The organism is Pseudomonas sp. NC02 (assembly GCF_002874965.1).
GTDB lineage: Bacteria > Pseudomonadota > Gammaproteobacteria > Pseudomonadales > Pseudomonadaceae > Aquipseudomonas.
Genome location: NZ_CP025624.1, coordinates 2,964,899 through 2,984,032, shown reverse-complemented (window position 1 = coordinate 2,984,032; position 19,134 = coordinate 2,964,899). Strand labels below are relative to the sequence as shown.

General features: G+C 61.1%; 21 protein-coding genes. 10 read left to right on the top strand and 11 right to left on the bottom strand.

Annotated elements, in window-relative coordinates; translation table 11 throughout:
- The first annotated feature begins 233 nt into the window (after nt 1-233).
- Entirely contained in the window at nt 234-977 is a 744-nt protein-coding gene (locus C0058_RS14155) for an SDR family NAD(P)-dependent oxidoreductase (RefSeq protein ID WP_003207372.1), read from the top strand.
- A 16-nt stretch (nt 978-993) separates the two neighbouring features.
- Here C0058_RS14155 and C0058_RS14150 read toward each other — a convergent pair whose 3' ends face one another.
- Together C0058_RS14150 and C0058_RS14145 are read right to left on the bottom strand one after the other, a co-directional pair.
- Complete coding sequence (locus C0058_RS14150; RefSeq protein WP_003207370.1) at nt 994-2,160, bottom strand: MFS transporter; 1,167 nt, start codon at nt 2,158-2,160, stop codon at nt 994-996.
- Nucleotides 2,157-3,179: an NAD(P)-dependent alcohol dehydrogenase gene (locus C0058_RS14145; protein WP_003207368.1), complete on the bottom strand. Its 1,023-nt coding sequence runs from the start codon at nt 3,177-3,179 to the stop codon at nt 2,157-2,159. The genes C0058_RS14150 and C0058_RS14145 overlap by 4 nt, the downstream gene beginning before the upstream one ends.
- 149 nt (nt 3,180-3,328) lie before the next feature.
- Here C0058_RS14145 and C0058_RS14140 point away from each other — a divergent pair, with 149 nt between their 5' ends.
- Complete coding sequence (locus C0058_RS14140; protein ID WP_003207367.1) at nt 3,329-4,255, top strand: LysR family transcriptional regulator; 927 nt, start codon at nt 3,329-3,331, stop codon at nt 4,253-4,255.
- Here the strand turns inward: C0058_RS14140 and C0058_RS14135 are convergent, their stop codons facing one another.
- On the bottom strand, nt 4,256-4,660 hold the full coding sequence (locus C0058_RS14135; RefSeq protein ID WP_003207365.1) for a helix-turn-helix domain-containing protein: 405 nt from the start codon (nt 4,658-4,660) through the stop codon (nt 4,256-4,258).
- 90 nt (nt 4,661-4,750) lie between these two features.
- Here C0058_RS14135 and C0058_RS14130 point away from each other — a divergent pair, with 90 nt between their 5' ends.
- On the top strand, nt 4,751-5,680 hold the full coding sequence (locus C0058_RS14130) for an aromatic alcohol reductase (protein WP_102368855.1): 930 nt from the start codon (nt 4,751-4,753) through the stop codon (nt 5,678-5,680).
- Here C0058_RS14130 and C0058_RS14125 read toward each other — a convergent pair.
- Nucleotides 5,655-6,209: a putative natural product biosynthesis protein gene (locus tag C0058_RS14125; RefSeq protein WP_102368854.1), complete on the bottom strand. Its 555-nt coding sequence runs from the start codon at nt 6,207-6,209 to the stop codon at nt 5,655-5,657. The genes C0058_RS14130 and C0058_RS14125 overlap by 26 nt on opposite strands.
- Nucleotides 6,210-6,271: 62 nt before the next feature.
- Nucleotides 6,272-6,655 (bottom strand): DUF2946 domain-containing protein, encoded by a 384-nt coding sequence (locus C0058_RS14120; protein ID WP_003207359.1) that lies wholly within the window; start codon nt 6,653-6,655, stop codon nt 6,272-6,274.
- A gap of 265 nt (nt 6,656-6,920) precedes the next feature.
- Between C0058_RS14120 and C0058_RS14115 the strand changes: the two genes are divergently transcribed.
- The 4 genes from C0058_RS14115 to C0058_RS14100 all read left to right on the top strand — a co-directional run bounded on the left by C0058_RS14115 (nt 6,921) and on the right by C0058_RS14100 (nt 11,182).
- Nucleotides 6,921-7,526 carry an SCO family protein gene (locus C0058_RS14115; RefSeq protein WP_003207358.1) on the top strand — a complete coding sequence of 202 codons (606 nt, stop codon included), beginning with the start codon at nt 6,921-6,923 and terminating at the stop codon, nt 7,524-7,526.
- Entirely contained in the window at nt 7,526-8,002 is a 477-nt protein-coding gene (locus C0058_RS14110; RefSeq protein WP_003207356.1) for a copper chaperone PCu(A)C, read from the top strand. Before C0058_RS14115 ends, C0058_RS14110 begins: the two co-directional genes overlap by 1 nt.
- A gap of 301 nt (nt 8,003-8,303) precedes the next feature.
- Nucleotides 8,304-9,551, top strand: coding sequence for an OprD family porin (locus tag C0058_RS14105; protein ID WP_102368853.1), 1,248 nt, complete (start codon nt 8,304-8,306; stop codon nt 9,549-9,551).
- A gap of 20 nt (nt 9,552-9,571) precedes the next feature.
- Nucleotides 9,572-11,182 (top strand): argininosuccinate lyase, encoded by a 1,611-nt coding sequence (locus C0058_RS14100; protein WP_003207353.1) that lies wholly within the window; start codon nt 9,572-9,574, stop codon nt 11,180-11,182.
- A gap of 138 nt (nt 11,183-11,320) precedes the next feature.
- Here C0058_RS14100 and C0058_RS14095 read toward each other — a convergent pair whose 3' ends face one another.
- Nucleotides 11,321-12,553 (bottom strand): cation:dicarboxylate symporter family transporter, encoded by a 1,233-nt coding sequence (locus C0058_RS14095; protein ID WP_102368852.1) that lies wholly within the window; start codon nt 12,551-12,553, stop codon nt 11,321-11,323.
- Nucleotides 12,554-12,671: 118 nt separating this feature from the next.
- Between C0058_RS14095 and C0058_RS14090 the strand changes: the two genes are divergently transcribed.
- Nucleotides 12,672-13,586, top strand: a complete 915-nt coding sequence (locus C0058_RS14090) for a LysR family transcriptional regulator (protein ID WP_102368851.1) — start codon at nt 12,672-12,674, stop codon at nt 13,584-13,586.
- Here the strand turns inward: C0058_RS14090 and C0058_RS14085 are convergent.
- Nucleotides 13,571-14,446, bottom strand: a complete 876-nt coding sequence (locus C0058_RS14085; protein ID WP_102368850.1) for a LysR family transcriptional regulator — start codon at nt 14,444-14,446, stop codon at nt 13,571-13,573. The two genes, C0058_RS14090 and C0058_RS14085, sit on opposite strands and share 16 nt — an antisense overlap.
- 93 nt (nt 14,447-14,539) lie before the next feature.
- Between C0058_RS14085 and C0058_RS14080 the strand changes: the two genes are divergently transcribed.
- On the top strand, nt 14,540-15,565 hold the full coding sequence (locus C0058_RS14080) for an NADP-dependent oxidoreductase (protein WP_003207345.1): 1,026 nt from the start codon (nt 14,540-14,542) through the stop codon (nt 15,563-15,565).
- Between the two features lie 4 nt (nt 15,566-15,569).
- Here C0058_RS14080 and C0058_RS14075 read toward each other — a convergent pair whose 3' ends face one another.
- Nucleotides 15,570-15,899: a DHCW motif cupin fold protein gene (locus C0058_RS14075; protein WP_003207343.1), complete on the bottom strand. Its 330-nt coding sequence runs from the start codon at nt 15,897-15,899 to the stop codon at nt 15,570-15,572.
- A 141-nt stretch (nt 15,900-16,040) separates the two neighbouring features.
- On the opposite strand from C0058_RS14075, the gene C0058_RS14070 reads away from it, so the two are divergent.
- Nucleotides 16,041-16,529, top strand: coding sequence for an HIT family protein (locus C0058_RS14070; protein ID WP_102368849.1), 489 nt, complete (start codon nt 16,041-16,043; stop codon nt 16,527-16,529).
- Nucleotides 16,530-16,593: 64 nt separating this feature from the next.
- Here the strand turns inward: C0058_RS14070 and C0058_RS14065 are convergent, their stop codons facing one another.
- Genes C0058_RS14065 through C0058_RS14055 form a run of 3 tightly spaced genes read right to left on the bottom strand, consistent with a single transcriptional unit; the run spans nt 16,594 to nt 19,103 of the window.
- On the bottom strand, nt 16,594-17,070 hold the full coding sequence (locus C0058_RS14065; protein WP_102368848.1) for a GNAT family N-acetyltransferase: 477 nt from the start codon (nt 17,068-17,070) through the stop codon (nt 16,594-16,596).
- Nucleotides 17,071-17,087: 17 nt separating this feature from the next.
- Nucleotides 17,088-17,585 (bottom strand): GNAT family N-acetyltransferase, encoded by a 498-nt coding sequence (locus tag C0058_RS14060; RefSeq protein WP_256344370.1) that lies wholly within the window; start codon nt 17,583-17,585, stop codon nt 17,088-17,090.
- A 27-nt stretch (nt 17,586-17,612) separates the two neighbouring features.
- Nucleotides 17,613-19,103 carry an aldehyde dehydrogenase gene (locus tag C0058_RS14055; RefSeq protein WP_102368847.1) on the bottom strand — a complete coding sequence of 497 codons (1,491 nt, stop codon included), beginning with the start codon at nt 19,101-19,103 and terminating at the stop codon, nt 17,613-17,615.
- Nucleotides 19,104-19,134 lie beyond the last annotated feature (31 nt).

Sequence of the window (19,134 nt, the reverse complement as noted above, 5' to 3'; positions counted from 1 at the left end):
GTGCCAGCGCCGTCATCGCGATAACGCCAACAACTATCGCAAAAAAGCCAAGCCTTCGATCAGCTCGAAAACGGGCCTTGGTCATAACGACTACAGCACGTCATAAGGACTACATAACACTCGTGTCATATCGACTACAAAAAATATATCCAACTGATTTATAGGAACTTTTCATATGGCATGAATCCTGATCAGTGCTGCGCGCCCCTTTGGCAATCTATAAAGAGAACCCCATGAACAATGACTTCAACCACCGCCTTGCCGTAGTGACCGGTGCCAGTTCAGGTATCGGCCTGGCTGTCACCTGCAAGCTGCTTGAACAAGGTGCGCAAGTGGTCGCCATGTCGCGACAGATTGGCGAATTGGGCGCATTGGCGGAGCGTTTTGGCGAGCAGCTCTACTGGCTGGCGGGGGATGTCACCCAGGCTGCCGACCAGGCACGCCTGGCGCAGTTGACGGCGTCCATCGGACCGGTGGATTACCTCGTGCCCAATGCCGGGATCGCACAACTGGCCGATGGCCTGGACCTGGCCGCCTTTGACCGGCAATGGGCCGTCAATGGAGCCGCGGCTCTCAACACCCTCGGCAGCCTACGCGAGCAAATGGCCGCCCAGGCGTCGGTGGTATTTATCGGTACATTCCTGGAGCTGGCGACCTTCCCTGGGCTCGCCGCGTATATTGCTTCGAAGGCCGCCTTGCGGGCGCAAATGCGCACCCTGGCGGTGGAGCTGGCGCCCCATGGCATTCGTCTGAACATGGTATCGCCCGGCCCCACCGCCACGCCGATCTGGAGCACCTTGGGGCTCAGTGACGAAGCGTTGGGCGGCGTTGCCACCACAGTCAATCAGCGCCTGCTCAATGGGCAATTCCTAGAGCCGGGCGCTATTGCCGATGTGATCCTGTTCCAGTTGAGCCAGGGCGCACGCAGTGTGTTTGGCCAGGACTGGGTGGTCGACGGCGGCTACACCCTGCGTTGACCATGGCCCCGCAGGCCTAATGCGCAGCGCACAGGTCTGCGGGCAATGCCTTGGCGCCTCCGAACGCCAAGGCCTTCCACCCAATCACAAGCAATGACAGTGCGGCAAATATCAAGCCGCAGCCGATCACTCCGGTGGTGCCGAATGCATTGATAAACAGCCCGCCCACGGACGCCCCGATCACCACGCCGGCATTCGCCGAGGACACATACAGGCTGGTTGCGAACTCATGCGCCTCGGGCGCCGACGAGGTCAGCCAGACTTGCGTGACCACCAGCCCGCAGGTATGCGCAGCGCCCCACAGCAGCACAATCAAGCTCATCGACCACCACGACGGGCTGCCGAACGCGTACAAGACCACGTACGCCGCCGCCAGCACAATGGGGTACAGCACCACCGTCGCCACCATGCTTTTGCCCAATAACCGGCCCACCAACAGGTTGCCCGTGACACCGCCCACGCCGAAGATCACCAGCATGATGCTGATGGCCTGGCCATCCATGCCGGTCTGGGTCCTGAGGTACTCGGCGGCATAGCTGTAGACCGAAAACATCGTGGTGAACACCAGCACCGTCGCGATGATCGCCAGCCACACCGACAGGCTGCGCAGCACCGCCAGTTGCTTGCCGAAACTCAGCGGCATCGGGCGTTCATGATGGGGCAGTTTCAACAGCAGTCCGACACCTGCCAACCCCGTTGCCAAAGCGCAGAAGAAGAACGATGCCTCATAGGAAATACTCGCGCCCACCCATGTGGTCAGCGGCACCCCAAGCACCAGGCCCAAGGTGGTGCCCACCACGGCCAGGGCCGTGGCATGCGCCGCGCGGTCCTTGGGGTACAAGGACACCGCGGTGGAAAACGCAGCGGCAAAAAACACCGGGTGCAGCATCGCCGGAATTACCCGCAACGCCATCAAGGTTTCGAAGTTCGGCGCAAACGCCGACAGCACGCTGCACACGGAAAAACCAAAGAGCGCGCCCACCAGGATTTTCTTGCGCGCCAGGCGCGACGCCATCAGCACCAGGAAAGGCCCCAGCACCGCCACGATCAGCGCAAACAAGCCCATCAATAACCCGGCCTGAGACACGCTGATGCCGAAACGTTCGACGATCATCGGTAAAATACCGACCACACCAAACTCCAGGGTGTACAGGCCGAAAAGACCCAGAATGATGTAGATCACCGGCCGACCTCGATCACGATCTTGCCAAAGGCACCGCGCCCGAGATGAGCGAAGGCTTCGGGCACTTGCTCGAAGCCGTAGGTGTGATCGATTACCGGCTCGATGCCGTGGCGGTCGATCATGGCAATCAGATCTTCCAATGCGCGGCGCGGCCCCACGGAGATGCCGATGATGGAGGCCCGCTTGCCCAGCAAGGCCATGACCGGAGCATTCAATTGGTCACTCTCCAGCAGGCCGATCACCGAGATGCGCCCACCGTTGGCTACCGCGTGCAGGGAACGCGTGAGGTTGTCACCGCCGGCCATTTCCAGGATATGTTCGGCGCCACGCCCATCGGTCAGCGCTTGCACCGCCGTGTGCCATTCCGGTACCCGGCTGCGGTTGATGCCATGGGTGGCACCCAGCTCTATGGCACGCGCGATCTTTTCATCGCTGCTACTGGTGATGATAACGCGGGCACCATTGGCCGCAGCCAGTTGCACCGCAAACAACGAGACGCCACCGGTGCCCTGCACCACCACGGTATGGCCGGCGTGCAGGTGGCCCAGTTCGAACAGCGCCATCCACGCCGTCAAGGCGGCCACTGGCAAGGTGCTGGCCTGCCCTGCGGTGAGGCTGAGGGGCGCATGCACGCACCATTCGGCAGGTGTTGCCACGTACTCGGCGAGCATGCCGGGGAGCGGGCCACCCTGAGGCGGCGCTTCACTCCAGGACAGCGGAGCGCCATCGACCCATCCGGCAAAAAACGTCGACAGCAGCTTGTCGCCCACCTTGAAACGCGTAACGCCCTCGCCCACGGCGACCACCGTGCCCGCCATGTCGGAGGCCGGCGTGAATGGGAATGTGAGGTCGGCACCCATGCTGTTTTCGACCACTTCACCGTCGCGGTAATTGAGCGAGACGGCCTCGACGCGCACCAATACCTCCCCGGCCTTCGCGATGGGGCGTGGCACGTCGGCAAGGCGCAGTGTGTGCAGTCCCAATGCAGGTGTTTCCCAGCGTTTCATGGTGTCGGTCATCTTGGTATTCCTCGTGAATGGGCAATGCCACAAGGATATGGGCCTGTCCTCACGGGATTAAGGGGGCGCCGGCTCCACTGTCTACGGAGCTTTTGTTCCGCAATCGGGATAAGGTAGCCAGGCCTCGCCTCAGCCAAACCGGAGCCTCGATGGACAGCCTCAACACCCTGAATGTTTTTGTGCAGGTCGCCGAAACCCGCAGCTTTGTCGCCGCCGGGCGCGTGCTGGGCGTAACGGCCTCGGCAGTCGGCAAGAGCGTGGTACGCCTGGAGGAACGCCTGGGTGTGCGCCTGTTCAACCGCAGCACCCGCAGCGTCACGCTGACTGCCGAGGGCGAGCTGTTTCTGGAGCGCAGCCGGCGCATCCTGATGGAGATCGACGAAGCCGAAGCCGAGCTTTCGCAAACCGTGTCGGCGCCTCGTGGCCGGCTCAAGGTCAGCCTGCCGCTGGTGGGCCATCCGTTCTTGCAGGTGCTCGCGCAATTCAAGAAAGCCTACCCCGAGGTGCAGCTGGACCTGAGCTTTACCGACCGCCGCGTGGACGTGGTGGAAGAAGGTTACGACGCCGTGCTGCGCAGCGGTGAAGCGCCCGACTCGCGCCTCACATCGCGCCTGATCGGCGGCTACCGGATGCTGCTGGTAGCATCACCGGCTTACCTCGCCGAGCGCGGCACGCCGCAACGGCCGGAAGACCTGGCTCAGCATGCATGCATCAAGTTCCGCTACCCCAACACCGGCAAAATGCAGCGCTGGCCCCTGCGCCAGGACGGGGTGGAAGCTGATTTCCCACTGCCCGCCGCGATGGTCTGCAACAACCTGGAAGCGCGCATCTGCTTTGCCGTGCAAGGTATCGGCATCGCCTACCTGGCGGATTTCGCCATTCGTGAATGGCTCGACAGCGGACAATTGGTGCCGGTGCTGGAGGCGTGTTCGGAAGCAGAGAACTTCCGGATCATGTGGCCTTCGGGCCGCCATCCAACGCCCAAGCTGCGGGTGTTTATCGACTACCTGCATGCGCACCTGTTTCCCGAGGATGGGCCTGCGAGCAAACGTGCAGACTGCCGGCCCACGTCTTGATCACAGCGCCTGATCAGCGTCGAACTGCTCCCGGGATCGCCTGAATCCGTCGGCATTTTCCACCACCCACGTCCACAACGGAATCATGTGCACCAGCAGCTGTTTGCCCAACTCCGATAGCTGGTATTCGACCTTGGGCGGCACCTCCTGGAAGTCATGGCGCAGCACCAGGCCATCGCGCTCCAGCTGGCGCAAGGTCCGCGTGAGCATGCGCTGGGTGACGCCCTCCATGCGTCGGCCGATCTCGGCGTGGCGCAGCCGGCCGTTCACGCCCAACAGGTGCACGATGCCCAACGACCAGCGGTTTCCCGCATGGGTCAGCACCTGCCGTTTGAGCCCGTCTTCATCGGCGCTAAGGGCTTCACAGGCGGCTTGTGAGCGCCTGATGATCTCGTCGTTATCCACCTTCTACTCCCGGTATCACTGGTGTGCCTTCTTATGCGCGGTCGGCAATTCTGCAAGCATGGCATGACTTTCACCTGAACCGAGACCCCTATGACTGCTTCGATCCTTGTACTGGGCGCCGGCGAACTGGGCCTGGCGGTACTGCGCCAACTGTCCCGCCTGGCTGCACCGCAAAATGTGTCTGTGACGGTGTTGCTGCGCCCCGCCACACTGAACTCCCCCGACCCGGCCAAACAGCAGGAAATCATCGAACTGCGCGCCTTGGGCATTGAGCTGCTGGCGGGTGACCTGGCCAATGGCTCCGAGGCCGAGCTGGCAACGTTGTTCGCCGACTATCACACCGTGATCAGTTGCATCGGCTTTGCCGCAGGCCCCGCCACTCAGCGCAAGCTGACCCGCGCGGTCATCGCAGGCGGCGTGAAACGTTATGTACCGTGGCAGTTCGGTGTGGACTACGACGTGATCGGCCGCGGTTCGGCCCAGGACCTCTGGGATGAACAGCTTGACGTGCGCGACTTGCTGCGCGCCCAGCAAGGCACGCAATGGGTGATTGTCTCCACCGGGATGTTCACCAGCTTCCTGTTTGAACCGTCCTTCGGCGTCGTCGACCTGGCGCAGAATACCGTGCATGCATTGGGAGATTGGGACACCGCTGTCACCGTCACCACGCCTGAGGACATCGGCCTGCTGACGGCACGCATCCTGTTCAGCACGCCGCCGATCACCAATCAGGTGGTGTACACCGCCGGAGACACCCTGACCTACGGCGAGCTGGCCGATACCGTGGATGCGCAACTGGGGCTCACCCTCAAACGCGAACGCTGGTCGGTGCGCTACCTGGAAGCGGAACTGGCCGCTGCACCCGAGGACAACCTGATGAAATACCGGGTGGCCTTCGCCCAAGGCAACGGCGTGGCCTGGGACCCTGCCATTACCTTCAATGGGCAACAACAGATCGCCGTGACCAGCGTTGCCCAATGGATTGAGCAGAACCTCAAGGCACCGGCAACCACCCGCTGAACTGCCCCTGGCTGTCCAACGTGCACCAGGCGAAATCCCAGGGCAGCGGCGGCAGCCTTTGCAGCGCCACGCCACTGCCCGGCTTCCAGTCCACCACCTGAAGCGGCGCGCCTTGCCAGGCCACAACCACGCCCCGGGCCTGGCTGGTGTCATCGCTGACCCAACGGGCTGCCGCCGCCGTCATGAACGCTTCGATGGGCTCTTCATCGATCTGCGTGCGATACACCGAACCGAGCAGCCAACGGCACACGTTTACATGGTAGGTCCAGTCCAGGGAGGGACGGTTGCGGTAAGCCCAGGTCATGAAGCTGCGAAACAGGTTCAAGCCCTCCGGCGGGTCGAGCTTGAGCAAACCGGGGCAGATGTCGAACAAGGTGTGCCAGTAAGGCAGCAACCGTGCATCCAGGTGGACGAAACAGCGGGCGTTACTCGGGTATTCGACAGACGGTAGCAACACGTCGCTGCGGGACGGACGGCGCGACGCCTTGCTGACCAGACGGGCAGCGCCGGAAGGCAGGATAGAGCTCATGGAACGCACTCACACTCGTGACGATAGAACGCCTCCTGGTATCAGGAAGCCCGGGGCACACGTCAGAATGCAGGGGAAGCGCGAGGGTTGGCCGAAGGCCAGGAATACCGCGGAGGGGCCTTGTTGCGCCGCTCATGGGCCGGGCGCGGCTTTTGCCCCAGGCCCAACAGCCAGGCCAGGCAAAACAGGAAGACGATGCCCAGGGTCACGGCGGAGCACACCGGGCAGGCGAAGAAGTTCGACCAGCTGCTGGCCGTCGGATTGCCCAGGCCGGCATCCGAGGCCGGCGCCTTGGTGCCCAGGCTTGAGCAGAACTGACCGCCCAGGCCATTGAGCTCAAGCCCCATCATCTGCCCATGGCCCAAACCGCAGACGAACACATTGAACAGGACGCAAAAATACAGGGTCCAGGCAATGAGTGAACGGTCCGGGCGGGAGAGTTTCATGGCGGCGACTTTACCATTCCCCCTCTAGGAGCTGTCGAGCTTTAGCGAGGCTGCGATGCAGGCGCCACGGTCTTGCAGGAATACCGAGCCGATCCCTTCGCAGCCTCGCTCAAGCTCGACAGCTCCCACATTTGGTCTTGCTCGGCAGGGCCTGTGACAGAACGTCGCAGATTACGCCCAGAGGCCCGGGTTGTTAGAATGCCACGCTCTCCTCGCCTGATTTAACGCTTCGTGGTACCCAGGCGCTTCACAGGATGCACAGTTGATGAGTACGTTATTCACCCGCCGCAAAGTCCTCTCCGGCATGGGATTGCTGGGCCTGGGCCTGCTGGCCGGCTGTGACAACAGCCCGAAACTGAACTTCAAGTACGGCAAGGATCTGAGCGACAAGATCATGGGCCGTACCTTCAAGCTCAAGAACACTGACGGCGAGACCGTCACCTTGAGTTCCTTCCGCGGCTTGATGCCGGTGGTGTTCTTCGGCTTCACCCAGTGCCCGGCCGTGTGCCCGACCACCCTGGCGCGCATGGCCCAGGCGAAAAAACTGATGGGCCGCGACGGCAAGATCATGCAGGTGGTGTTTATCACCCTGGATCCCGAACGCGACACGCCCAAGATACTCGACGCCTACGTCAAGGCCTTCGACCCCAGCTTCCAGGCGCTGTACGGCACCCCGGAAGAAATCGCCGTGGCCGCCAAGGAATTCGGGATCTTTTATGAAAAGATCCCAGCCGGCGACAGCTACACCCTCTCCCACACCGCCACCAGCTTTGTGTTCGACACCCGGGGCACCCTGCGCCTGGGCTTGTCTGCCTCGCTTAACGCCAAAGAGTGCGCAGAAGACCTGCTCACCGTCATGGAGGTCTGCTAATGACTGCCGTTCAACACCTCAAGCGCTTCGCCCTCGGTCTCTCCCTGCTCGGCCTCGCCGCCCACGCCAGTGCACAGGCAGTGGTCACCGACGCCTGGGTACGCGCTTCGGTACCGGGCCAGCCGTCCAGCGGTGCGTTCATGACCGTCACCGCCGACAGCGACAGCAAACTGCTCAGCGTGGCGTCGCCGGTCGCCAAGACCGTGCAGATCCATGAGATGACCATGAAGGACGACGTGATGCGCATGGGCCCGGTGGACTCGGTGCCATTGCCCGCGGGCAAGGCGGTCAAGCTCGACCCGGATGGCTATCACGTGATGCTGATCGACCTCACCGCCCAGATCAAGGAAGGCGACCAGGTGCCGCTGACCGTCACCGTGGAAAACGCCAAGGGGGAAAAGCAGTCGATCGAAGTGAAGGCCCAAGCCCGTGCGTTGAATGCAACGGAAACCATGGATCACAGCAAGATGCACTAAAGCGCAGATCAAAATGTGGGAGCGGGCTTGTGTGGGAGCGGGCTTGCTCGCGAATGCGGTGTGACAGTCACCGGATGTATTGACTGATCCACCGCTTTCGCGAGCAAGCCCGCTCCCACATTGGCCCTTCAGTGTCTGAAAAATCGGGCATCCGCTTCATACTTTTTTCGTCTCGCATCAACACTTTCTATATATTTTCAATCTGCAAGACAACTCGTTAGCCTGCGCAAGCCGGACGCGTCTCCCTGTCGCCGTCCGGCCAGATAATTCTAAAAATAAGCAGCAGACAACGGGAATAACAATGAACAAATCCCCCATTACCCTGGGCTTGACTTCGGCCACCCTCGGTTTGACCCTCGCCTTCCCAACCTTTGCCGAAGCTGACTTTTTCAAAGACAGCAAGGCCGACCTCGAATTTCGCAACTTCTACTTCAACAGCGATTACCGCCAGCCCAACGCGAACCAGTCCAAACGCGATGAGTGGGCCCAAGGGCTGATCCTCAATTACCAGTCGGGTTACACCGAAGGCCTGGTGGGCTTTGGCCTCGATGCCATCGGCCTGCAGGGTTTGAAACTGGACTCAAGCCCCGACCGCCAAAACACCGGCCTGCTTCCCGTGGGCGAGGATGGCGCACCGGACAGCTACAGTCGAATGGGCGCCACCGCCAAGGCACGGATCTCCAAAAGCGTGCTCAAATTCGGCACGCTGATCCCCAAGCTGCCGACCGTACTGCCCAACGATGGCCGGCTGCTGCCCCAGACCTTTCGCGGCACTCAATTGACCAGCCAGGACATCGCCGGCCTGACCTTCGATGCCGGGCGCCTGACCAGCAACACCCTGCGTAACGACAGCGGTCATGCAGACATCGAAGTCGACGGCAAAGGCATCAAGGGTGCCGTGCCCAGCGATAAATTCGACTTCGCCAGTGCCAGCTACAGCTGGACCAAAACCCTGGTCACCGGCTACCACTACGCCAACCTCGAGAACAACTACAAGCAACACATCTTCAACCTGGTCCATACCCTGCCACTGGGTGACGCGCAGTCGTTCAAGACCGACCTGCGTTACGCCGACTCCAGCAAGGAAGGCAACAGCAACATCGACAACCAGGCCTTCGGTGCCAAGTTCACCTACAGCCTCCACGGCCACTCGTTCGGCGCCGCCTACCAGCGCATGAAAGGCACCACCGGCTTCCCCCACCTGGACGGTACCGACTCCTACCTCGTCAACTACGTGATGATCTCGCCAGACTTCGCAAACCCCGAGGAAAAGTCCTGGCAGGCCCGCTACGACTATGACTTCGCCGCCCTCGGCATCCCCGGCCTGACCTTCATGACCCGCTACCTCAAGGGTGACAACTTCGTGCGTACCCGAACCCTGGAAGGTACCGAGTGGGAGCGCAACACCGATATCGGCTACGTGTTCCAGAGCGGTGCCCTGAAGAACCTTGAAGTGAAATGGCGCAATGGCACGTATCGCAGCAATGGCAGCGGCAGCGATATCGACCAGAACCGCTTTATCGTCAGCTACACCCTGCCCTTGCTGTGATTTTTCCCGGAGCGTTGCACATGAATAGCAGAAAAAGCCTGATCCACCTGGCCGTCGCCTTTGCCCTGTTCAGCAGTTACGGCGCCTACGCCGCCGACACCGGCGCGTTGCCCTGCAAAACCACCGAAGAATGCGCCGCCCAGGCGGCCAAAGTCGGCGCCACGCCGGGCTCCTCGCAAAGCGCCCACAAGGCCAAGGGCGACCCGACCCAAACCCAGTTCGCCTGGTTGAACCGCATCAACAAAGCCTCGATCGTGATGCTCACCGAAGAAGGCATCGTCAAGCCGGACATGGGCCACAAGATCGCCGGCGGCGTGCGCTTTGCCATCGACCAGGCCGACCAGCCCGATGGCAAGCGCCCGGAAGACGTGTTGCAACTGGAAAAAATCATGACCGACAAGATCGGTCCGGAAGCGTCGCTGATCCACTCCGGCCGCAGCCGCCAGGACATGCTCGCCACCTACCGCCTGGCCAAACTGCGCTCCCAGGTGCTGGCCTACAGCGAGGCACTGAACGCCACCCGCCAACGTATCCTGAACATCGCCGACAAGAACATCGACACCCTGGTGCCCGCCTACACCAACGGCGTGCAGGCCATGCCCATCAGCTATGCGCACTACCTGCTGGCGTTCGAAGCCGCATTTGATCGCGACGGCCAACGCATCCGTGAACTCTACACTCGCCTCAACCTGAGCCCGATGGGCACCGCGGTACTGGCGAACTCCGCTTACCCGCTGAACCGCGAACGCCTGGCCGAGTTGCTGGGGTTTGACGGCGTGCGGGAAAACTCCCTGGATTCGAGCCAGGTGTCGACCTACGACATCCCGATCGAGGCGGCCAACCTCGCGGCGTCTTCGGCGATCCGCATCGGCGCGATGATTGGCGATATCCATACCCAGTACCATCAGATCCGCCCCTGGTTGCTGCTGGACGAAGAGTCCACCTACACCAGCAGTGCGATGCCGCAAAAACGCAACCCGGGGTTGTTGATGCGCACCCGGGAATCGGCCTCCGACGTGGTGGGCCTGGCGCAAACCGTGACCTTGCGCGCGCATAACGTCACCACCGGCATGACCGACTACAAGTTTGCGTTCGATTCATTGGGGCTGTTCCAGTCCACCGATGACATGTTCAAAAGCATGGATGCCGTGCTCGATGCGCTGCAGATCAACCCGCAGCGAGCGCTGGATGAGCTGGAGTCGGAATGGACCACGTCCATGGAGTTGGCCGACACCCTGGAGCGTCAGTTCAAGGTGCCGTTCCGCATTGGCCACAGCTTCGCCTCGTTGATCGTCACCGAGGCGCGCAGCAATGGCACCACGCCGAAAACCTTCGCGTATGCGGACGCGCAGAAGCTGTACACCCAGGCCGCGGACAAATACAAATGGACGCCGAATACGTTGCCGCTGGATGAGGCCGGTTTCCGTGCTGCGCTGTCGCCGACCACGATGGTCAAGACTCGCAAGGGTACGGGTGGGCCGCAGCCGGAAGAGGTCAAGCGGATGCTGGTGGAAGCGCGCAAGAATCTCGACGCGGACCAGAGTTGGTTGAAGGAGCGTCGTGAGAAGCTGAAAGGTGCTGAAGGCAACCTGGACAAGGCCTTCGACAAGTTGCTCAACGCCAAGGGCTGAAATGCGATCTGAATGTGGGAGCGGGCTTGCTCGCGAAGGCGGTGTATCAGTTAGCAGATTTATTGGCTGACCCACCGCATTCGCGAGCAAGCCCGCTCCCACATTTGACCGAGTTTGGGCTTGGAAAGTGTACTCGGCTCAGTGACTCAGTTCCCGCTTCAACACCTCATGGTCAATCGACTTCTGCCACCCGCATATCGCCAGGCACGCCACGCAATTGCCCAGCACATTGGTCAACGACCGACACTTCATAAGCCGCTCCACTCCCAACAACAAACCCACCCCTTCCAGTGGCACCAGTTGCAGGATGTTCAAGGTAGCAATCAGGGTAAACAGCGCCGAGCCCGCCACACTGGTAGACCCCAGCGAGGTAAACAGGCAGATCACCAGCACCGCCAGCAACTCGGGCACGGCAATCTCCACCCCGGCCAGATGCGCCAGAAACATGATGGCGGTGGTCAGGTAAATATTGGTACCGGCCAAGTTGAACGTATACCCGGTGGTCAACACCAGGCGCACTAATTGGCGATCACAGCCCAGCGCCTCAAGTTTGCTGACGCAACCTGGAAGTGCGGCCACTGAAGAGCCGGTGAACGTCACCAACAACAACTCTTCTTTCAAGTAAATAATTAGCCGGGTCAATTTTACGCCGAGCAGGCGGGTAATCGTGGCGAACACTAGAATGACGAACACCGCGCAAACCAGGTAAATAACAACAATGAACTTCAAGAGCGGCAGCACCGAACTTAAACCGTACTTTCCCACCACAAATGCCATCGCCCCAAACGCCGCCAGCGGTGCGAACTTCAGGATAAACCGCAGCAACCAGAACAACCCGGCGACCGCCGCTTCCAGCCAACCGAGGCAGCGGTTTGCGACCTGGCCGCCTCGCCCCAGCAGCAGGCCGCACAGCACCGCCACCAGCATCACCTGAAGCACCAGGCTTTGGGTGAAAACCTTGTAAAGACTGGACGAAATCGAGGTCATCGACAGCTCGTGCAACAGCGTTTCGGGCGCGGCAGGCGGTGTCAGATGATCAAAATCCAGGTTAGCCACTGCCGTATGATCCAGGCTGAACAACCACCCCGTCGACATTCCCAACACCAATGCAGCAAGGGACATCAGCTGGAAATACACCACGATCCGCCCCACTACATGCCGATGGTGGGGCTCGCGCTTGATACCTGCGACACCGGTCGACACCAGCACAAACAACAGAAATGGCATCAGTAACCCGACCACTTTTATAAAGGCGTCACTGAGCAGCTTCATCTCGATTGCCACGCCCGGATAAAACAGCCCTACTACCATGCCGAGTGCAATGGCAATCAAAATAGGCAAGGTAGCATTATTGGCAAGTCGGGTTGGCATCAATGCTCCATGGTCTTTTTATTTATTGTTATTGTCGGATCAGGCCACTTTCGGCATATTGGTCGCCAAGGCGCATTCAGGCCACAAATAATAAAGTCTTGTCACGGGATATACCACCATGGAACTTCGCCATTTACGTTATTTCATCATGGTGGCCGAAGAGCGACATTTCACCCGCGCTGCCGCTCGCCTGAACATGCAGCAGCCGCCCCTCAGCCAACAGATACGTGCCCTCGAACAAGAGCTGGGATTCGACCTGTTCAAGCGACACCCCAAGGGCGTCGACCTGACTGCCGGCGGGCTGGTGTTTCTCGATGAAGCGCGAGTGATCCTCGCCCGCGTCGAGCAAGGTTCACTCAAGGCGGCTCGCGCTGCCCAGGGTATCGAAGGCACGTTGGTCATTGCCTTCACCAGTTCCGCCGCCGCCCACCCGCTGATCCCGCGAATCATCCGTGCCTACCGCGAGCAATACCCGGGCGTGGAGCTCTCGATCAACGAAGGCAGCGCCCGGGAAGTCACCGAAGACACCATCGAAAAACGCATCGACATCGGCATCCTCCGCGCACCGGTGGGCGACCACCAGAGCCTCACGTTCCACCGATTGCTCAACGAAGAAATGCTGCTGACCCTGCCCGTCGGGCATGCGCTGCTCAAGGGCGCCGAGCCAAAAATCACCATGGCCGACCTCAAGGACGAACGCTTCATCCTGGTCCGCCGCCCCGGCGCGCCGGGGATGTACGCCAACCTGATCAAGGCCTGCCAGAACGCCGGCTTCGAGCCGAAGATTGCCTTTGAAGTGGAGCGCATGCTGACCAACGTCAGCCTGGTGGCCGCCGGCGAAGGCATCTCGGTGGTGCCGGCGTCGATGCGCGACGTGCATCGCGAAAGCGTGGTGTACTGCCGGATCAGCGATGCGCGACCCAGGTTGCTGGCACCGATCACCCTGGTGCGGCGCGCGTTCAATCCGTCGGCGCCGTTGCAGAATTTCATTGGGCTGGCGCGGGAGTTGGCGGGGGTTTATCGCAAGGGTTGAGTCATCGCGTGAAAACTCTCGGTGAGCAGTTCCACTGCCGCGCGGATGCTGTCGCTTTGCCGTGGAGCGGCGTACAGGCCGTAGTTGACACTCAAAATAGGCCCATCGCTTTCGGCCAAGGAAATGATGCGCATGGTCTCCTGCCGAATATTCTCCGCCGGCAGCAAGGCCACACCCAATCCGCCCTCCACCGCTGCGGTGATTACGCCAATGTTCGGGCTGGTCACCGTGACCCGAAAATCCCGCCCGGCGTTCAGCAAGGCATCAAACATCAAGCGCCGCCAGGCACAGGGTTCGGCATACACGATGACATCCAGCGGCAGCGCCGCATCGATTTCTTCATCAATCGCGCACACCCAGTACAGCTCGACGTTCCAGGCGTGCACAGGGTCGGCGTTGAACGATGAGCTGACGCCAATGGCCACGTCCAGCTCGCCGTCATTCCAACGTTCGGCGAGTGCGTCGCCGTGATCAACAACGACCTCCAGGTGTACATGCGGGCAGGCGCGCCGCAGCCGGCCGAGCGCTGCCGGCAACGCCGATACCGCCACGTCTTCCGAGAGCCCGACGCGCACATTGCCCATCACCGTGCGCTCTTTCAGGCGCGCTGCTACCGTCTCGCCCAAGGCCAGAATGCGCGTCGCGTAGGTGAGCAGCAGTTCGCCTTCGGTAGTGGGCACCACGCCCCGACCTGTTCTGCGCAACAGCCGCTGGCCTAGCAACTCCTCAAGCCGGCGGATTTGTGCGCTTAGGGCCGATTGCGCCCTGCCCGCCTGCTGGGCTGCGCCACTCAGGCTGCCGTGCTGGCATACCGAGATAAAGGTTCGTAGCAGATAGGGTTCAAACGCGTCAGATATCATGTTTGGGTTAACTCTGAATCAACAGCTATCACCCTACCTCGATAGCTTGAGCATGACTACCCTGCTGGAACGTTATCAACCAGGAAGAGCCTCATGACCCAGCTCCAGAACCAACGCATCGTACTGGCCGCCCGCCCCGACGGGCGCCCGCAACCCAGCGATTTTCGCGTGGAGTACAGCGCGATTCCCGAGCCTGCCGAAGGCGAAGTGTTGCTGGAAAACCTCTATCTGTCCCTCGACCCCTACATGCGCTGGCGCATGAGTGCGGCCAAATCCTATGCCGAGCCAGTGGGCATCGGCGAGGTGATGGTGGGCGGCACGGTCGCGCGGATCAAACATTCACGAAACCCGTTGTGGCAAGAGGGCGACATCGTGCTTGCCTATGCCGGCTGGCAGCGATTTGCGCTCTCGGACGGCCTCGACCTGCGGCTTCTGGATCCGGGCATCGCCCACCCCAGCACAGCGCTGGGAGTTCTTGGAATGCCGGGGTTCACCGCGTACTCGGGGTTGCTCACTATCGGCCAACCCAAGCCCGGTGACACCGTGGTAGTGGCGGCGGCGAGTGGCGCAGTGGGCTCGGTGGTCGGCCAGATCGCCCGCATCAAGGGCGCACGCGCGGTGGGTATCGCGGGTGGGCCGGAGAAATGCGCATTCGTGAAAAATGAACTCGGGTTTGATGCCGTCATCGACCATCGCGCAGCGGATTTTGCCCAGCAGTTGGCCGAAGCCTGCCCCAATGGAATTGACGTTTACTTCGAAAATGTCTCGGGGGCGGTTTGGGATGCCGTGAGGCCGCTGCTCAATGACTTTGCGCGGATACCCGTATGTGGGCTGATCGCCCATTACAACGACCGCTCGGTGCCCGGGCAACAGGTCGACCGACTGCCGGCGACTATGCACGACATCCTCGCCAAGAGCCTCACAGTGCGCGGCTTTATCCAGACCGAGTTTGTTGACGAGCAGCAGGACGACTTCTTGCAGGAAGCCGCGCAGTGGATTGATCAGGGCAAGCTGAAGTGGCGCGAAGACATTGTCGAGGGCCTAGAGCAAGCGCCTGAGGCGTTTATCGGGCTGCTGGAGGGGCGCAACTTCGGCAAGTTGATTGTGCGACTGGCTTGACGCCTCAATCCACCACGAACAACTTCGCCCCGACGGTAGTCGATGACCGATGCCCCTCCATGTCATTGCCCACCTGATAACTCATCCCGGCAGTCAGCGTGAACTGCCGGCCATCCTCCAGCTCGGTGTGCAGCTCACCTTCCAGGCACAGCAGGATATGCCCGCGCCAACACCAGTGATCAGCCAGGTAACCGGCGCTGTATTCGACCATGCGCACGCGGGTTGAACCGAACTGGCAAGTGCGCCAATACGCACTGCCGGTTTCGCCGGGATGCATCACCGGCTCGAGGGTCGACCAGTCGGTGGTGCCAAAGGGGATTGCGGTCAGGTCCATGGTTTTCTCGGCATTGAATAGGTATGGATGAACCGTACCGATAAGGTGAATGCCGCGATAGAGACAGATCCGCTGCATTTGCGGGATACAGGGCGATGACTCTTGGTATCCTGCCAAGCCTCTTCGCATGGAAGCCCGTCGATGAAGATCGATCCATCCTTTGTTGTGCATGAGACCGAGCACTGGCTGCTCAATCATCACCTGTCATCCGCACTGCCGGGCTACCTGATGCTGGGTGCCAAGGCGCCGGTTGACTCACTGGCCGAGATGCCCGATGCGGCGCTCGCGGAGCTGGGTGGGTTGCTGGCCAAAACCCAGCGGGTCATGGAGGCTCAGTTGAAGCCCAAGTGGCTTTACATCAGCCGGTTCGGGCATATGCCGGGCTTCCCGCTGCACTTTCATTTCATACCGGTGTATGGATGGGTTGAAGCGCTGTTCTGGCAGGATGAGCGCTATCGGGTGTTGCAGGATTTCGGGACGCAGCAGAAGGCTACCGACGGTGCGGAGCTGACGCTTTTTATCTGGCGGGAGTTTGGTGAGAGCCCTACGCCGCCGGTGGTTCAAGGAGCTTCGGTGAGCGAGGTGATCAGGTGTTTGCGTACGGAGTTCAATACCCAAGACGACACATGACCTGTGGCGAGGGAGCTTGCTCCCTCGCCACAGCAAGCCCCCTCGCCACAAGGTTTTGGGTGGGTCAGCGAACATTGTGGAGGTGTTTGCGCATAGGAATACAGGCCAGCTGCAACCCCGACGGCGAATGATAGATGGCCTGCTCGGTCCCCACATACCCACACCGTCGATAAAAATCCGCCGCATTCAACGTCGCGTCCAGGATCACTTCCTCAATCCCCAACTCCCGCGCCAACGCCTCCAGATACACCAATATCTGCTTGCCAATCCCGCGTCCGGTAAACCCGGGCAGCACAAACAGCGCACCGATTTCGTTGTTCGCCAGATCCAGCATGCCGGTGACCACAGGTTCAGCGTTCACGCAGCCCAGGTAAAAATGCTTGTCCATCAGCGTGTCGTAACCGTCCTTGGCTGCGCCTTGCGTCCACAACATCATCTGCTCGGACGTATAGGCGCCGATGCATTGGCTGCGTATGGCCAACAGGCGAATGTCGAAGGCTGCCTGTGCATCTTCCAGCGTGGCGCGTCGTATCTCGAGCATCTGTCCCTCCATGGACGTCAGGCGTTCTCGTCACCCGGCCGGGTAAACGAATAGCGATCAATATCGGTCCTCAACTGCCAGCCCTGGCCCTGCCAATAGCGGGCAGCACTGTCATTGGTCTTGAACACATCCAGGTGGCATTTGCGGATGCCCAATTGCGCCAGGCTGGTGAGGCAGCGCTCAACCAACGCGTTCGCAATACCCTGGCGCCGATACGCGGGCAGCACCAGCAGGTGCTGCAAATACCCGCGCCGGCCATCGTGCCCGCACATCACGCACCCAACCAGCCCCCCGTCGACCTCGGCGACGAAACTCATGCCTGGATTGCGCTCCAGGTAACGCTCAGTGGCCTCGCGGGAGTCGGCATCGCGCAGGGAGATGCCAGGCGTTTTCTGCATCAGCTCGAGCACGGCGTCGTAGTCGGCAGTGCTCATTACGCGAATAGTGACCATGGTGTTCAAAGCCCTCTGAGTTCGCACTGATTTTGCCTGTAGTTGTGCCGGTCGCGCACGCATAAATACACGACCGGATAACCGCTTGAGTCAACGCAGCTGAAACCAGGTGGTTTTCAGCTGCGTGTACTTGTCAAAAGCGTGCAGCGACAAATCACGCCCGAACCCGGATTGCTTGCCACCACCGAACGGCACCGCCACATCCAGGGCGTCGATGGTGTTGACCGACACCGTCCCGGCATTCAGGGCACGGGCCACACGGTGCGCACGGTTGAGGTCATCACTCCATACCGAGGCCGCCAGGCCGTAGAGGCTGTCGTTGGCCTGCTGTATCGCCTGCTCTTCCGTGTCGAAAGCGCTGACGGCAAGCACCGGGCCGAACACTTCATCACGGGACAGGGCCATGTCGCGGGTCACGTCGGCAAAAATGGTTGGCTGGATGAAGTTGGAGGAGCCATTGATGGTCAACTGTTCGCCACCGCACAACAGCCTGGCGCCCTCCCCCTGGGCCTGGCTGATGGCGTGCATGATGCGTGCGGTTTGCTGACTGTCGACGATGGCACCGGCCGCACTGCCCGGGTCCAGCGGATCACCCGGCATCCAGGCGCGCGACTTGGCGATCAGGCGCTCGACGAATTCGTCATGGATGGAGCGTTGCACGTAGAGACGGGAGTTGGCCGAACACACTTCGCCCTGGTTGAAAAAGATGCCGAAGGCGGCCCTCTGCGCTGCAAGGTCCAGGTCCTGGCAGTCCTCGAACACCAGGTTCGGGCTCTTGCCGCCACACTCCAGCCACACCTGTTTCAGGTTGGACTGGGCGGAGTACTGCATGAAGTATTTGCCCACCTGAGTGGAGCCGGTGAACACCAGGCAATCCACGTCGGGGTGCAGCCCCAGGGCCTTGCCGGCACTTTCGCCGAGGCCGGGCACTACATTCAACACACCTTCCGGGACACCGGCTTCCAGGGCAAGCTGGGCCAGGCGCAGGGCAGAAAACGGCGACTGCTCGGCAGGTTTCAAGACCACGCTGTTACCGGCCGCCAACGCCGGCGCGAGTTTCCAGGCGGCCATGTCGAGCGGGAAGTTCCACGGCACCACCGCCGCGATCACCCCCAGTGCTTCACGCGTGATGGTTGCCAACGCGTTGTGAGCGGTGGGCGCGACTTGATCGTAGAGCTTGTCGAGGGCTTCGCCGTACCAGGCAAACACATTGGCGGCGCCGGGCACGTCAACGTTGTAGGCGTCCATCACCGGCTTGCCCATGTTCAGCGAATCGAGCAGCGCCAGTTCCTCGCGGTGGGTCATCAGTAATTCGGAGAGCCTGATCAAAATTTTCTTGCGCTCCACCGGCGGCATCCGTCGCCAGGGGCCGGTCTCGAAGGCCTGGCGTGCGCTGCGCACGGCCAGGTCGACTTCTGCGTCACCGCAGGCTGCAACCCGCGACAGCAACTGCTGGGTCGCAGGGTTAATGGCATCGAAGGTCGCCCCGGATGCCGCATTCACTGAGCGGCCACCGATCAGGGCGGTGTTGATGAACGTCTGGCGGGCAACACGCTGTTGCCAGTAGTTAAGGTCGAACACGTTGTACTCCCAATGAATGGCGATGGATAAA